Consider the following 14,653-nt stretch of genomic DNA (forward strand, 5'->3'; position numbering starts at 1 on the left):
CGCCGCGCCCTTTTGCAGGGCTGATCCCTGTATGGGTATCAGCCGCCCAGCTTTTCCTTGAGCAGGTCGTTTACTTGCTGCGGGTTGGCCTTGCCGCGCGCGGCCTTCATGATCTGGCCCACCAGCGAGTTGAACGCCTTTTGCTTGCCCGCCCGGTACTCTTCCACGATGGCCGGGTTGGCGGCCAGCACTTCGTCGATCATGGCGCCAATGGCGCCCGTGTCGCTGATCTGCTTCAGGCCGCGAGCGTCGATGATGGCGTCCGCGTCGCCGCCGTTCTCGCCGGCCCACATGGCGCCGAAGACTTCGCGGGCGATTTTGTTGGAGATCGTGCCGTCGATGATGCGGCTGATCAGTGCCGCCAGCGCCGGCGCTTGCACCGGCGATTCGGCGATGGTCTTTTCGTCCTTGTTCAAGGCGGCGGACACTTCACCCATGACCCAGTTCGCGGCCAGCTTGGCCTGGCCGGCCGGCAGGGCGTTGGCCACTGCCTGGAAGTACGCGGCCAGATCGCGGCTGACGGTCAGCTGGGCGGCATCGTAGGCGGGCAGGCCGTATTCCGATTCGAAGCGGGCGCGCTGGGCGGCCGGCAGTTCGGGCATGGCGGCGCGCACCTCATCCACCCAGGCGCTGGAGATCACCAGCGTGGGCAGGTCGGGGTCGGGGAAGTAGCGGTAATCGTGCGCGTCTTCCTTGCTGCGCATGCTGCGCGTTTCGTCGCGGTCGGCATCGTACAGGCGCGTTTCCTGCACCACCGTGCCACCGTCCTCGATCAGTTCGATCTGGCGGCGCGCTTCGTAGACGATGGCGCGTTCCAGGAAGCGGAACGAGTTGACGTTCTTGATCTCGGTGCGGGTGCCGAACTCTTTCTGGCCAACCGGGCGCACGGACACGTTGGCGTCACAGCGGAACGAGCCTTCCTGCATGTTGCCGTCGCAAATGCCCAGCCAGACAACCAGGCTGTGCAGCGCGCGCGCGTAGGCCACGGCTTCGGCCGCCGAGCGCATTTCGGGCTCGGTCACGATTTCCAGCAGCGGGGTGCCGGCGCGGTTCAGGTCGATGCCGCTGGCGGGCGAACCGTTGGCCAGCGTGAAGTCGTCGTGCAGCGATTTGCCGGCGTCTTCTTCCAGATGCGCGCGCGTCAGGTTGATGGTTTTTTCTTCTTCGCCGACGAAGAACGACAGCGAGCCACCCACCACGACGGGCAATTCGTACTGGCTGATCTGATAGCCCTTGGGCAGGTCGGGGTAGAAGTAGTTCTTGCGCGCAAAGACCGAGCGCGGCGCGATGGTCGCGCCCACCGCCAGGCCGAAGCGAATGGCGCGTTCAGCCGCGCCCCGATTCATGACCGGCAGGCTGCCCGGCAACGCCAGGTCGACCTCGTTGGCATGCGTGTTGGGCGCCGCGCCGAATTGCGTGCTGCTGCCCGAAAAAATCTTGGAGTCGGTGGAAAGCTGGGTGTGCGTTTCCAGGCCGATGACGATTTCCCAGTTCATTATCTGTAGTTCCAATCAGTAGAGCCGCGGCTGCGATGCCAGCGGCCCCGGGCCGCCCCAGGCGCCGGCAGCCCCTTTCGGGAGCCTCGGGCGCAGGAGGCGTGGGGGCATCATCACAGCGGGGACCGCTTGTGCCAGTCCGTCACTTGTTGGTAGCGGTCGGCGATGGCCAGCAGCCTGCCTTCGTCAAAGTAATTGCCGATGATCTGCAAGCCCACGGGACGCTTGCCGTTGTCGCCGCCAAACCCGCACGGAATCGACATGGCGGGCAAGCCGGCCAGGCTCACGCCCAGCGTGTAGACGTCGGCCAGCCAGTCGGCGGTGGGGTCGTCGCGGTTGTCGCCGATGTTCTTGGCGACCGACGGCGTGACCGGGCCCATGATGACGTCGCACTGGCCTGCGTAAGCGCGCTGGAAATCCTGCGCGATCAGGCGGCGCAGGCGTTGCGCTTGCAGGTAGTAGGCGTCGTAGTAGCCGTGCGACAGCACGTAAGTGCCGATCAGGATGCGGCGCCTGACCTCGTCGCCGAAGCCTTCGGCGCGCGAGCGGCTGATCATCTCGTTCAGGTCGCCATACTGCTCGGTGCGGTGGCCGTAGCGCACGCCGTCGTAGCGCGCCAGGTTGCTGGACGCTTCCGCCGGGGCAATGACGTAATAGGCCGGAATGGCCAATTCGGTGCGCGGCAGCGACACGGGCACGCGAACGGCGCCCAGCGCTTCGAACTGCGCCAGCGCGGCTTCCACCGCGGCGGCCACGTCGGCTGCCAGGCCGGCGCCGAAATATTCTTCAGGCACGCCAATGCGCAGGCCTTTCAGCGGCTGGCTGCCGGCGCCGTCGAACGCGGTTTGCGCGGCGTCGAAGTCGCGGCGCACGCGGCCCGGCTCGTTGACGGCGCCATCGCATTTTTCAAGGCTGGTGGCATCGCGCGGATCGAAGCCGCTGATGACATCCAGCAGCTCAAGCAGGTCGCGGCTGCTTTGCGCCAGCGGGCCGGCCTGGTCCAGGCTGGAGCCGAACGCCACCATGCCGTAGCGCGACACGGTGCCGTACGTGGGTTTGATGCCGCTGACGCCGCACAGCGCGGCGGGCTGGCGCACCGAACCGCCGGTGTCGGTGCCGGTGGTGGCCGCCACCAATCGCGCGGCCACCGCAGCGGCCGAGCCACCGGACGAACCACCCGGCACGGCCGCGTGGTCCCAGGGGTTTTTCACCACGCCGTACGCCGAGTTCTCGTTGCCGGAACCCATGGCGAATTCGTCGCAGTTGAGCTTGCCGATGGACACGGCGCCCGCCGTACCCAGGCGTTCGACCACGGTGGCGTCGAACGGGCTGACGTAGCCGTCCAGCATTTTGCTGCCGGCGGTGGTGCGCCAGCCACGGGTCACGAACGCGTCTTTGTGGGCGATGGGAACGCCGGCCAAGGGGCCGGCCGAACCCGCGGCCAATGCGGCGTCGGCGGCGCGCGCCTGGGCCAGCGTCAATTCAGCGTCAATATGTAAAAAGCAATTCAGGCCGCTGGCCGCATCGGCGGCCGCCAGGGCGCTTTGCGCCAGTTCGACGGCGCTGACCTGGCGTTGGGCGAGGGCCGCGCGCAAGGCGGCGATCCCCTCGAATTGGGTATGCAAGGCGGGTTTTGTCATGGCTTAATCGAGGACTTTGGGGACCAGGAACAAGCCTTCCTGGGCGTCGGGGGCGTTGGCCAGCAGCGCCTCGCGGCGTGTTTCCGAGCTGGCCTCGGTCACGGCGTCTTCACGCAGGCGCAGCACGATGTCCTCATGGGCGGACAGGGGGTGGGCCAGCGGTTCGACGCCTTGGGTGTCGACCGACTGAAGCCGTTCGATCAAGTGGAGAATGCCGTTGAGTTCGGCCTGCGCAAGGGTGCGCTGGTCGGGGGTCAGTTCGATTCTGGCCAGCCGGGCAATGCGGGCCACATCTGTGTCATTGAGCGCCATAGGGATTGCAAAATCGATAAGCGAAGGCCGAAGGGCGGGACCGGGCAGTATGTATGCGCCGATCCCGTTACAAAGCTTGAATAGCCTGCATTTATGCGCTATTTCCGGTGAAATTATAAGTTATGATTCACGGTTTAATCGCCGTGATGACAGGCGGACCCGACCTTTTTCGGGCCAAACGCCCCATGGCATGAACCCAATTCCCCCCAGAATTTAGCTGAGCTCCCATGTTCGGATTCCTGCGCAGTTATTTTTCCAGCGATATGGCGATTGACCTCGGTACCGCCAATACGCTGATTTACGTCCGCGGCAAGGGCATCGTGCTCGATGAGCCCTCCGTGGTCGCAATCCGTCATGAAGGCGGGCCTCACGGCAAAAAGATCATCCAGGCCGTCGGCCACGAAGCCAAGCAGATGCTCGGCCGAGTTCCCGGCAATATTGAGGCCATTCGGCCCATGAAGGACGGCGTTATCGCCGACTTCACGGTCACCGAACAGATGCTCAAACAGTTTATTCGCATGGTGCACCCCCGCAACATGCTGGCTCCCAGCCCGCGGATCATCGTCTGCGTGCCTTGCGGTTCCACCCAGGTCGAACGTCGCGCCATCCGTGAATCGGCGTTGGGCGCGGGCGCTTCGCACGTGTTCCTGATCGAAGAACCCATGGCCGCGGCCATCGGCGCCGGCCTGGCCGTGTCCGACGCCAGCGGCTCCATGGTCGTCGACATCGGCGGCGGCACCACCGAGGTGGCGGTCATCTCGCTGGGCGGCATGGTCTACAAGGGTTCGGTGCGCGTGGGCGGCGACAAGTTCGACGAAGCCATCGTCAACTACATCCGCCGCAACTACGGCATGCTGATCGGCGAACCCACGGCTGAACTGATCAAGAAGGAAATCGGCTCGGCATTTCCGGGTTCCGAAGTCCGCGAAATCGAAGTCAAGGGCCGCAATCTGGCCGAAGGTGTGCCGCGCAGCTTCACGGTCTCGTCCAACGAGATCCTGGAATCGCTGACCGACCCGCTGAACCAGATCGTGTCCGCGGTGAAAATCGCGCTTGAGCAGACCCCGCCGGAACTGGGCGCCGACATCACCGACAAGGGCATCGCCTTGACCGGTGGCGGCGCGCTGCTGCGCGACCTGGATCGCCTGCTCCAGGAAGAAACCGGCTTGCCCGTCGTGGTGGCCGACGATCCCCTGACCTGCGTCGTGCGCGGTTGCGGCGAAGCGCTGGAACACCTTGAGAAACTGGGCGCCATCTTCATCAACGATTAATACCGCCCGCCAGCCCGGAGCCCCGCTTTTTTTCGGCTCCGGCCGCTGCGGGGGCTTCGGACGCGGGCGCCCGGGCTGAGATTCATGCAACGACAAGGGACCCCCCCTTTATTCAGGCGCGGCCCACCCGCGGAGGTGCGGCTGGTCGTCCTGGTCGTCCTGGCGTTGGCCCTGATCATCATCGATTCGCAATGGCGCATGCTTGAACCGGCGCGCCGTACGATCGCCGTGGCGCTTTACCCCTTCCAGCGCGCCGTCATGGCGCCGCGTGACCTGGTCCAACAGGTCAACGAATGGGTCAACGCGGCCAATCTTATCCGTAGTGAAAACGAAGCCTTGCAGCGTCAGCGCATCGAGCTGGCCCAGGTGGCGTCGCACGCTGCCCAGTTGGCCGCCGAAAACGCCCAATTACGCCGCCTGCTTGGCGTGACCGATACCGTGGCGCAATCGGCCGTGGTGGTCGAAGTCATGTACGAACCCACCAATGCGTTCACGCAGCGGCTGGTGTTCAACAAGGGCAGCAAGGCCGGCCTGGCGCCGGGCATGCCGGTGATCGACGAAGGCGGCGTGGTCGGCCAGATCGTGCGCGTAACGCCGATGACGGCCGAAGCCGCGTTGGTCACCGACGAGCAGGTGTCTATCCCCGTGCAGCTGCTGCGCAATGGCTTGCGCCTGATTGCGTTCGGCGGCAATTCGCCCGGCAAGATGGAAGTTCGTTACCTTGCCGCCAATGCCGACATCAAGGAAGGCGATACTATCGTCACCAGCGGCGTGGGCGGCTTGTTCCCCGCCGGACTTCCCGTGGCCAAAGTGACCTCGGTCGAACGCGACACCGCCTCCGGTTTCGCTCGCGCCGTGTGTGAACCGCTGGCCCATCCCGAACGCTATCGCCACTTCCTGGTCTTGCAGGTGGATGTGGCGCGCGCCGAGTCCAACCGTCAGGAGGTCGATTCCGGTGGATCGGACTAATTCTTCGCAACCCAGGCGCCGCCTGGGTACGCCCAGCAACGTGCACCCCGACCGGCTGTCCGGTCCGGCGCACGGCGTGTTCGTGTGGGGCACGGTACTGCTGGTGTGGCTGGTGTCGTTGCTGCCGTGGCGGCTTTGGCAGGGCGCGCCGGACGTGCTGCTGCTGATCATCGCCTTCTGGTGCGTGCATGAGCCGCGCCGCGTCGGCCTGTTCACGGCGTTTTTCTTCGGCTTGCTGATGGACGTGCACGACGCCGGCATGCTGGGCGAACACGCGTTGTCCTACACGCTGGTCGCCTATGGCGCCGTGGTGCTGCATCGCCGGCTGCAACGGTTCGATCTCTGGAGCCAGGCGATGCACATGCTGCCTGTGTTCTTCGTGGCGCGCTTCCTTACGCAGATCATCCATGCCTGGGTCGCGGGCAAGTGGCCGGGCTGGGATTGGTGCATCAGCGTGGCCATCACGGCTGCCCTGTGGCCGTTGGCGGGTTGGGTCCTGCACCTGCCGCAGCGCGGTGCCGACGACGCCGAATCTTCCTCCGCCTGATGGCGGCGTCGCGTCATGTTTGAATTCAAGAAAACCGGCCAGCAGCAAAAGCAGCGCTTCCGCCTGCGCGCGTGGGTGGGCGGCGTGTTCGCCTTGCTGTGCTTTGGCGTGCTGGTGGGCCGGTTCTGGTATTTGCAGGTGGATCGCTACGAAGGCCTGTCCGAACGCGCCGATCGCAACCGCATCGCCGTGGTGCCGATTCCGCCCAGGCGCGGCGAGATCCTGGACCGTAACGGTGAAGTGCTGGCGCGCAACTACCGCACCTACACGTTGGAAGTCGTGCCCGCTCACGCCGGCAACATGAACGAATTGTTCGAACGACTGACCGAAGTGGTCTACATCAGCCCGACGGACCAGCGCCGCTTCAAGCGCCGCGCCGCCGAATCCAGCCGCTACGCCAGCCTGCAACTGCGCAACAACCTGAACGAAACCGAAGCCGCCTGGTTCGCCGCGCACGCCTTCCAGTTTCCGGGCGTGGAGTTGCGCGCGCGCTGGGTGCGCGAATATCCGCAAGGCGTGTCGGCCGCCCACGTGGTGGGCTACATCGGCCGCATTGCCGAAGGCGACAACGAAGAGCTGGAACGCGCCGGGCAACTGGGCAACTACCGCGGCACCGACGTCATCGGCAAGAAAGGCATCGAGAAAACCTGGGAAGAGCAGCTGCACGGCCGCACCGGGCTTGAAGAAGTGGAAGTCACGGCGGGCGGCCGGCCGATGCGCACGCTGCGGCGCATCGACCCGGTGCCCGGGTCCGACATCATGCTGTCCATTGACCTGGGCCTGCAGAAGGTGGCCGAGGAAGCGTTTGAAGGACAGCGCGGCGCGCTGGTGGCCATCGACCCCGACACGGGCGAAGTGCTGGCCTTTGTGTCGCAGCCGTCGTTCGACCCGAACCTGTTCGTGGACGGCATCGACGTGGACAACTGGCGCATGCTGAACGAATCGCCCGACCACCCGCTGATCAACCGCCCGCTGTACGGCACTTACCCCATCGGGTCGACCTACAAGCCCTTCGTGGGCCTGGCCGCGCTGGAACTGGGCAAGCGCCGCGCCACGGATCGCATCTCGGACCCTGGTTACTTCGAATTCGGCGGACAGAAATTCCGCAACGCGGGCGGCGCGGCCTACGGCATGACCGACATGCACAAGGCCATCGTGGTGTCGTCCGACACGTATTTCTATTCGCTGGGCCCCGAGATCGGCGTGAACGCGCTGCACGACTTCACCAAGCAGTTCGGCTTTGGCCAGATCACCGGCATCGATCTGGAAGGCGAAAAGCGCGGCGTGCTGCCGTCCACCGACTGGAAGCGCGCGGCCTACAAAGACAAGGACCGTCAGCGCTGGTACGCGGGCGAAACCATTTCGGTTGCGGTGGGCCAGGGCTATAACGCGTTCACCTTGTTGCAACTGGCGCAAGGTACGTCCACGTTGGCCAACAACGGGTTGTTTCGTCGGCCGCACCTGGTGCACGCGGTGCGCGACCCGCGCAGCGGTGTGGCCAAACCCACCGAGTCCACGCCTGACTACCGTATTCCGCTCAAGCAGGCCAATGTGGATGTCATCAAGAATGCCATGGCGGACGTGGTGCGGGCGGGCACCGCACGCCGCGCGTTTGCCAATGCGCCGTACCAAGCGGCCGGCAAGACGGGCACCGCGCAGGTGTTCAGCCTGCGTGGCGGCCATTACCGCGCCAGCGCCATTGATGAACGCCTGCGCGACCACGCGCTGTTCATGGGATTCGCACCGCTGGAACACCCGCGCATCGCCCTGTCGCTGATCGTCGAGAACGCCGGCTGGGGCGCCAGCGTGGCCGCACCGGTCGCGCGCAAGGTGTTCGATTATTGGCTGGCCAAGGACCGCCAGGACAAGATCGTGCGCCCCGAGCGCGCCGACCCGCTGGCCTCGGTTGAAACCATTACTTCTGACGTGGTGCGCCAACAATGAAGCGCCTGGGCCTTATCCTGCTACGCGTCTTCACGGCGTTCGACTGGCCGCTGCTGGCCATCCTGATGATGTTCGCGGCGCTGGGCCTGACCGTCATGCATTCGGCCGTGGGCGGCACGGACTGGCGGTTCGCCGAGCAGTCGCGCAACTTTGTCATCGCGTTCTTCGCGATGTGGATCATGGCCTTGATTCCGCCCAAATGGCTGATGAAGCTGGCGTTGCCCTTCTACGTCGTGGGCGTGGTGCTGCTGTTGGGTGTGGAGTTCTTTGGTGAAACCAGCAAGGGTGCAACGCGCTGGCTGAACCTGGGCGTGACCCGCATCCAGCCGTCCGAGATGATGAAGATTGCCGTGCCGATGATGCTGGCCTGGTATTTCCAGCGCCACGAAGGCGCTGTGCGCATCCGTGACTTTCTGGCCGCTGCCGCGATGCTGGCCGCGCCGTTCGGGCTGATTGTGCTGCAACCCGACCTGGGCACCGCGCTGTTGGTGTTCGGCGCGGGTTTCTTCGTCATCTATTTTGCGGGGCTGTCGTTCAAGCTGCTGGTGCCCGTGATGCTGGCCGGCATCATTGCGATCGGCACGCTGGTGTATTACGAAGATCAGCTGTGCGAGCCGGATGTAAGCTGGGTGGTGCTGCACGATTATCAAAAGCACCGCGTGTGTACGCTGCTGAACCCCAGCTCGGACCCATTGGGCAAGGGCTTTCACACTATCCAGTCCATGATCGCGGTGGGCTCGGGCGGCGTGTATGGCAAGGGCTACATGAAGGGCACGCAGACCCACCTGGACTTCATCCCCGAGCGCACCACCGACTTCATCTTCGCCGTCTACGCCGAGGAATTCGGCTTGTACGGCGGCATTGCCATCCTGGTGCTGTACGGCCTGATGATGGCGCGCGGGCTGACGATCGCGTCGCGGGCCGCGTCACAGTTCGGGCGGCTGCTGGCCGGCGCCCTGACAATGATGCTGTTCATCTATGTGTTCGTGAACGTCGGAATGGTCACGGGCATCCTGCCCGTGGTGGGGGTGCCCTTGCCATTCATGAGTTACGGCGGGACGGCGTTGTTCACCATGGGCATCGCGTTCGGCATCATGATGAGCATCAGCCGGCATCGTTCGGTGAAGGCCTAAGGCCTGAGGCCTGAGGCCGGATCCGATATCGGAGCAAGGCGCGCTGCCCGGCCTGCGGCAACGCGCCTGTTCCGCTTAGCCGGGCAATGCGTCCGGCACGCCCAGCTCAACCGCCAGCGTCGTCAGCCCGTCCCAGATACGGCTGTCGAACTCGATTGAATCCGCATTGACGGCGCGGTTGCGCGCCTCGTACTCGCCCGGATACTGCACGCTTTCCACGCCGGGTTGCGGCTTGCAGGCGTGCAGGTAATCAATGAACGCGCCGACTTCCATCGACCGCCAGTCGGTATTGAAATCCACCTGGGGGTCCAGCAGTAGCGCGAACATATTGTTCGTCGCCACGCCAATGCGCGGGTGCTGCGGCTGGATCGTGCCGCCGCCGGACAGCACGCCCGCCAGCAACTCGGCCACGAGGCCCAGCGCATAACCCTTGTGTCCGCCGAACGGCAGCAGGGCGCCCGGCGGGTCGGCGAACAAGGCATTCGGGTCCGTCGTGGGGTTGCCCTCGGCATCGATCAAGCACCCGGGTGGGGCCTTTTCGCCCTTGGCCGCCAGCACGCGCGCGCGGTTCACGGCGATTGAACTGGTCGCCATGTCCACGATGAACGGCGGGCGGCCGCCGGGCAGCGGGCCGGCAAAGCACAGCGGGTTGGTCGTCAGGCACGCCTGCGCGCCGCCGAAGGGCGCCACGGTGGGCGAGCGGTTGATCACGTTGGTGAAGGCCAGCAGGACCAGGCCTTGTGCAGCCACCATTTCGCCGAAGTGGCCCATGCGGCCCAGGTGATGGCTATGGCGCAGCGTCACGATGCATTGCCCGTGTTCCTGCGTGCGTTCGATGGCCTTTTCGATGACGACCTTGCCCACGTACTGACCCAGGCCGTGATGGCCGTCGTAGGCCAGCATGGCGCCACGGTCATTGACCAGCTCGGGCCGGCCGTCGGCCCGCGCCAGTCCTTCGGACAGCACGCGGCGGTAGTTCGTCAGGATGGACAGGCCGTGGCTGGTGTAGCCGACGCGGTCGGACTCCACCAGGTGTTCGGCCACGTCGCGCGCGATATCTTCCGGCACGCCTTGCGCCATCAGCACGCGGCGGCCGTATTCATTGGCTTGGGCTAAAGAGAGTTTCATGATGCGCACTCCTTACAGCCAGCCAAGCCAGCGCCAGTAGGTCATGCCCATCAGCAGCATCAGCAGGTAGCCCACGATGGTGACGATGATGCCGACCTTGGCGAATTGCTTGGCGTTGAAGGTTTCCGTACCCAGGCACACCATGTTCTGCGGCGCGTTGATCGGCAGGATGAAGCCATAGCTGACGACAAAACCCAGCAGCATCGTCATGCCCAGCCGGCTGAAATCGCCCGGCAGCGTGGCCAGCACCGAAATCAGGATGGGCAGCATGGCCGACGTCAGCGCGGTGGCGCTGGCAAAACCCAGGTGGATGACGATCAGGAAGGCGGCCAGCACGGCGAAGATGGCGAGCGGACCCAGGTGATCCAGCCCGGTGTGCGCCACGACCTGGTTGCCCAGCCATTGGCCGGCTTGCGTCGTCAACAGGGCAGTGCCCAGGCTGATGCCCACGCCGAACACGATCACGGTGCCCCATGGGATACGCGATTGCACGTCCTTCCACGTCATCACGCCAAAGCGCGGCAGCATCAACAGAACCAAGCCGAAGTAGGTGGTCGACGTGGTGTCGAACTTGTGCAGCTTGCCTTCGGTTGACCAGAACAGCAGCAGCATGATCGACACGGCCATCAGGCGCTTTTGCGCGCCGGTCATCGGGCCCAGTTCAATCAGCGACTTTTCGACGGCTTCCTTGCCCCCGGCGATGCTGTCGCTTTCCGGCGGCAGCAACTTGAGCACCACCACGATCAGCACGGCCGACATGATCAGCGACCACGGTGCGCCCGCGATCAGCCAGTCCGACCACGCCACGCGTTCGCCCAACATCTTTTCCATGAAGCCGACCGTCAGCAGGTTTTGCGCGGCGGCGGTCTGGATGCCCACGTTCCAGATGCTGGTGGCCTGCGCCACGATGATCATGATGCCGGCGGCGATGTTGGAGCGCTTGTCCACGCCGAACGCGGCGATGACGCCCATCATGATCGGCACCACGGCGGCGCTGCGCGCGGTGGCGCTGGGCACCACCAGGCTCAGCACGATCGTCACGGCGATACATCCGATCAGGATTCGCCGCGTGCTGGTGCCCACCCGCGACAGCGTGACCAGCGCAATGCGCCGGTCCAGCCCGGTAAAGGTCATGGCGGCGGCAATGAACAAGGCGCCGGTCACCAGCGCCAGCGCCGAGTTGGCAAAGCCGGTCAGCGCCATGCTGATGGCGGCAGACGTGCCGTACAGCACGTTGGGGTCTTTGATTGTCGGAGCCGTGCCCAACAGGAAAGCCATCAGCGTCGTGATCATGATCGCGCTGGCTTCGTAAGACACGGCTTCGGTAATCCAGACCACCACGGCGAATGCCAGGATCGCCAGCATGCGGTGTCCCGCGACCGGCAGGTCGGCGGGCAGGGGCATCAACAATACCCCGATCATCACCACGAAACCGGCGATCAGTCCGATGGGAATTTTTGCTTTTTGGGGTGCCTGCGAGGCAGGGACGGCGGCTGGCGCGGTCATATCCATCTCCGGTTGAGGTCAAACCGTCGACACACTTCCCGCGAGCACGGGTTTATTCAATTCTATGTGTCGACGCTACAGGACGATCGTGACGGCATTGAGGAAAACCCGCATTGATATGGATCAAACCGATAAGGATTTCGGCTTGAGTAAACCCATCCGGCGCATTATGCTCGCGCGCCGTGTTGCGCCGCAAGCACGCCAGGGCGCACCGCGCCGGCAATCATCCCAGCGCCAGGCGCAGTTGTTCGTCCAGATGCAGCGTGGGCGCCACCCGCCAGCCGCTTTGGGCATAGCGCAGCCAGCGTCCCAGCACCAGATGCGTCAGCAGGCTGGCGTGCGCGGCCACATTGGCGTCGGGGGGCAGCCCGCCATCGGTGATCGCAATGCGCAGCGACTGCTTCAGCGACGTTTCGATGCGGTCATTGATGTGGTTGATGCGCTCTTGCAGCCGGTTGTCTTCCGTGACCAGCGCATCGCCGGTCAGCACGCGTGTCATGCCCTTGTTGCGTTCGGAGAACGTCAGCAGCATGGCCACGGTCTTGTGCGCCTGGGGCACGCCGTAGGGCTCCACGGTGGCAATCTGGTTGACCAGCGTGAAGATGCTGGTCTCGATGAATTCGATCAGCCCTTCGAACATCTGCGCCTTGCTGGCGAAGTGCCGGTACAAGGCGGCCTCCGACACCTGCAGACGCGCGGCCAGCGCCGCCGTGGTGATGCGGGATGCGTGCGGCTGCTCCAGCATTTCGGCCAGGGTCTGCAGAATCTGGGTCTTGCGCTCGCCGGGTTTGCTCGCCATGGAAGGGACTGCTCTCGCGCAGGCTTGACGGTGAAGGGGGGGAGGGGAGGAGCGCGCCGCTATCCCCGCAGGGGACGCCGGCGTAACAACAAATCACTGACGGAGTTTACCCGCAAGTCGACATAGGGCGGACGATGCGAACGACCGCGCGAGAAGGGGGTGCCGGGGTGATACACGTGCACGGTACGCACGCCGACGCGGCGCGCGCCGCGCAGGTTGGCCAGGGTGTCTTCGACCAGTACGGCGCGGTGGGCGGGCACGCCTTCGCGGGCCAGCACATAGCGCAACAGCGCGGGCGACGGCTTGGGCCGGAATTCGCCATGCAGCCGCATATGTTCGATGGCCCACAGGCTGTCGAACTGCCGCAGGATGCCCAGGCGTTCCAGCACGGACCGCGCGTAGCGCAGCGGTGCGTTGGTCAGCAGTACCTTGCGGCCGGGCAACTGGCGCAACTTATAGGCCAGCGCCTTTTCGCCACGCACCAGCGGGTTGACGTCGAAGTCGTGGCTGCGGTGCAGGAAGTCGTGCGGGTTGACGCCGTGGTGGCGCACCATGCCGATCATCGTGGCGCCGTAACGCTGCCAATACTTGCGACGCAGGTCGTTGGCGGTGTCCACGTCCACGTTCAGCGCCTCGGCCACCGCCATGGTCATGCCCAGGTCGATCTTCGGGAAGATGGCGTGCGAGGTGTCGTGCAGCGTGTTGTCCAGGTCAAACAGCCACAGGCGTTCGGAAACGCCCGTGGCCATGCGGCGCGAGCGGCGCATGCGCACCGCCGGCCGTAACAGCAGACGTTGAGCTCGCATCAATGCGAGCTGATCATCGTGCCCACGCCTTGGTCGGTCAGGATTTCGAGCAGCAGGCAGTGCGGCACGCGGCCGTCGACGATGTGAACGGAGTTAACGCCGTTCTTGGCGGCATCCAGCGCCGACGAGATCTTGGGCAGCATGCCGCCCGAGATGGTGCCGTCGGCGAAGAGTTCGTCGATGGTCTGGGCCGACAGGCTGCGCAGCAGCTTGCCCGCCTTGTCCAGCACGCCCGGGGTGTTGGTCAGCATCAACAGCTTTTCAGCGCCCAGCACTTCGGCCATCTTGCCGGCGACGACGTCGGCGTTGATGTTGTAGGCGGTGCCGTCTTCGCCATAGCCGATGGGCGAGATCACGGGAATGAACTGGTCGTCTTGCAGGGCCTTGACCACGGCCGGTTCAACCAGCGTGATGTCGCCCACGAAGCCGATGTCGATGGGTTCGGCGGGGTTGTCCTTGTTGGCCATCAGTTTTTTCTGAGCCTGGATCAAGCCACCGTCCTTGCCGGTCAGGCCCACGGCCTTGCCGCCGACCTCGTTGATCATCATGACGATGTCTTGCTGGACCTGGCCGCCCAGCACCCATTCGACCACTTCCATGGTCTCGGCGTCGGTCACGCGCATGCCCTGGATGAAGGTGCCCTGCTTGCCGATGCGGCGCAGCGCGTCGTCGATCTGCGGACCGCCGCCGTGCACCACCACCGGGTTCAGACCCACCAGCTTGAGCAGCACGACATCGTGCGCGAAGCTGCGCTGCAAGCGCTCTTCCGTCATGGCGTTGCCGCCGTACTTGACCACGATGGTCTTGCCGTGGAATCGTCGGATATACGGCAGTGCTTCAGACAGCACAGCGGCTTTGACAGCGGGGGACGAAACGGCAGCAGGGTCGGGGGTGTCGGTCATGGCAGCTAAGTCGGCAAATAAGTATGAGTGGTTAGAAAAAATGCCTGCACAACATCGCGTTGGAAACGCGGTAGCGCAAGCATACGACGGATTGTAGTACCCACGCGTTTCATATGCCTAAAACCCATGTCCATATGCCCGACAAATAACCGGCATTCAGGTAAATTGGGGCGTTTTCGAGACGCGAGGCCTCCGCAAAA

The 14,653-nt window shown here is 64.6% G+C and carries 13 protein-coding genes; 5 read left to right on the forward strand and 8 right to left on the reverse strand.

All coding sequences use genetic code 11. The features are described 5' to 3' along the window. Positions 1–38: 38 nt before the first annotated feature. From gatB to gatC, 3 genes are all read right to left on the reverse strand, one after another. Complete coding sequence (gene gatB, locus ACNPP0_RS03385) at positions 39–1,496, reverse strand: Asp-tRNA(Asn)/Glu-tRNA(Gln) amidotransferase subunit GatB (protein WP_046803058.1); 1,458 nt, start codon at positions 1,494–1,496, stop codon at positions 39–41. A gap of 113 nt (positions 1,497–1,609) precedes the next feature. Further along, positions 1,610–3,136 (reverse strand): Asp-tRNA(Asn)/Glu-tRNA(Gln) amidotransferase subunit GatA, encoded by a 1,527-nt coding sequence (gene gatA, locus ACNPP0_RS03390; protein WP_448705020.1) that lies wholly within the window; start codon positions 3,134–3,136, stop codon positions 1,610–1,612. 3 nt (positions 3,137–3,139) lie between these two features. After that, the gene (gene gatC, locus ACNPP0_RS03395) at positions 3,140–3,448 is read right to left on the reverse strand and encodes an Asp-tRNA(Asn)/Glu-tRNA(Gln) amidotransferase subunit GatC (RefSeq protein WP_046803060.1); all 309 of its coding nucleotides are present in this window, start codon (positions 3,446–3,448) and stop codon (positions 3,140–3,142) included. Positions 3,449–3,675: 227 nt separating this feature from the next. Here gatC and ACNPP0_RS03400 point away from each other — a divergent pair, with 227 nt between their 5' ends. The 5 genes from ACNPP0_RS03400 (at position 3,676) to rodA (ending at position 9,312) form a co-directional block, all read left to right on the forward strand. Further along, positions 3,676–4,719, forward strand: a complete 1,044-nt coding sequence (locus ACNPP0_RS03400) for a rod shape-determining protein (RefSeq protein ID WP_006216320.1) — start codon at positions 3,676–3,678, stop codon at positions 4,717–4,719. Positions 4,720–4,803: 84 nt separating this feature from the next. Then, complete coding sequence (mreC, locus tag ACNPP0_RS03405; protein WP_039882480.1) at positions 4,804–5,688, forward strand: rod shape-determining protein MreC; 885 nt, start codon at positions 4,804–4,806, stop codon at positions 5,686–5,688. Beyond that, positions 5,675–6,235, forward strand: a complete 561-nt coding sequence (gene mreD, locus ACNPP0_RS03410) for a rod shape-determining protein MreD (protein ID WP_006216318.1) — start codon at positions 5,675–5,677, stop codon at positions 6,233–6,235. The genes mreC and mreD overlap by 14 nt, the downstream gene beginning before the upstream one ends. A gap of 15 nt (positions 6,236–6,250) precedes the next feature. After that, a complete protein-coding gene (mrdA, locus tag ACNPP0_RS03415; RefSeq protein ID WP_332609664.1) occupies positions 6,251–8,179 on the forward strand; it encodes a penicillin-binding protein 2 in 1,929 nt (642 codons plus the stop codon). Beyond that, a complete protein-coding gene (gene rodA, locus ACNPP0_RS03420; RefSeq protein ID WP_332609666.1) occupies positions 8,176–9,312 on the forward strand; it encodes a rod shape-determining protein RodA in 1,137 nt (378 codons plus the stop codon). The genes mrdA and rodA overlap by 4 nt, the downstream gene beginning before the upstream one ends. 75 nt (positions 9,313–9,387) lie before the next feature. Here rodA and ACNPP0_RS03425 read toward each other — a convergent pair whose 3' ends face one another. From ACNPP0_RS03425 to argB, 5 genes are all read right to left on the reverse strand, one after another. Next, on the reverse strand, positions 9,388–10,440 hold the full coding sequence (locus ACNPP0_RS03425; RefSeq protein ID WP_332609667.1) for an Ldh family oxidoreductase: 1,053 nt from the start codon (positions 10,438–10,440) through the stop codon (positions 9,388–9,390). 12 nt (positions 10,441–10,452) lie between these two features. Next, positions 10,453–11,946 (reverse strand): DASS family sodium-coupled anion symporter, encoded by a 1,494-nt coding sequence (locus tag ACNPP0_RS03430; protein ID WP_332609668.1) that lies wholly within the window; start codon positions 11,944–11,946, stop codon positions 10,453–10,455. A gap of 223 nt (positions 11,947–12,169) precedes the next feature. Then, complete coding sequence (gene slmA, locus ACNPP0_RS03435) at positions 12,170–12,745, reverse strand: nucleoid occlusion factor SlmA (protein WP_332609670.1); 576 nt, start codon at positions 12,743–12,745, stop codon at positions 12,170–12,172. 59 nt (positions 12,746–12,804) lie between these two features. Further along, positions 12,805–13,551, reverse strand: a complete 747-nt coding sequence (locus ACNPP0_RS03440) for a pyrimidine 5'-nucleotidase (protein WP_104142624.1) — start codon at positions 13,549–13,551, stop codon at positions 12,805–12,807. Beyond that, complete coding sequence (gene argB, locus ACNPP0_RS03445; RefSeq protein ID WP_006216311.1) at positions 13,551–14,453, reverse strand: acetylglutamate kinase; 903 nt, start codon at positions 14,451–14,453, stop codon at positions 13,551–13,553. The genes ACNPP0_RS03440 and argB overlap by 1 nt, the downstream gene beginning before the upstream one ends. Positions 14,454–14,653: the final 200 nt, after the last annotated feature.

It is taken from the genome of Achromobacter semiaridum (assembly GCF_053543755.1).

What these genes read in the sequence shown, in the direction of transcription:
- mreC (WP_039882480.1), top strand. Translation starts at nt 4,804, where the DNA reads ATGCAACGACAAGGGACCCCCCCTTTATTCAGGCGCGGCCCACCCGCG.
- slmA (WP_332609670.1), bottom strand. Translation starts at nt 12,745, where the DNA reads ATGGCGAGCAAACCCGGCGAGCGCAAGACCCAGATTCTGCAGACCCTG.
- ACNPP0_RS03400 (WP_006216320.1), top strand. Translation starts at nt 3,676, where the DNA reads ATGTTCGGATTCCTGCGCAGTTATTTTTCCAGCGATATGGCGATTGAC.
- argB (WP_006216311.1), bottom strand. Translation starts at nt 14,453, where the DNA reads ATGACCGACACCCCCGACCCTGCTGCCGTTTCGTCCCCCGCTGTCAAA.
- gatC (WP_046803060.1), bottom strand. Translation starts at nt 3,448, where the DNA reads ATGGCGCTCAATGACACAGATGTGGCCCGCATTGCCCGGCTGGCCAGA.
- rodA (WP_332609666.1), top strand. Translation starts at nt 8,176, where the DNA reads ATGAAGCGCCTGGGCCTTATCCTGCTACGCGTCTTCACGGCGTTCGAC.
- gatB (WP_046803058.1), bottom strand. Translation starts at nt 1,496, where the DNA reads ATGAACTGGGAAATCGTCATCGGCCTGGAAACGCACACCCAGCTTTCC.
- mrdA (WP_332609664.1), top strand. Translation starts at nt 6,251, where the DNA reads ATGTTTGAATTCAAGAAAACCGGCCAGCAGCAAAAGCAGCGCTTCCGC.
- ACNPP0_RS03425 (WP_332609667.1), bottom strand. Translation starts at nt 10,440, where the DNA reads ATGAAACTCTCTTTAGCCCAAGCCAATGAATACGGCCGCCGCGTGCTG.
- gatA (WP_448705020.1), bottom strand. Translation starts at nt 3,136, where the DNA reads ATGACAAAACCCGCCTTGCATACCCAATTCGAGGGGATCGCCGCCTTG.
- ACNPP0_RS03440 (WP_104142624.1), bottom strand. Translation starts at nt 13,551, where the DNA reads ATGCGAGCTCAACGTCTGCTGTTACGGCCGGCGGTGCGCATGCGCCGC.
- ACNPP0_RS03430 (WP_332609668.1), bottom strand. Translation starts at nt 11,946, where the DNA reads ATGACCGCGCCAGCCGCCGTCCCTGCCTCGCAGGCACCCCAAAAAGCA.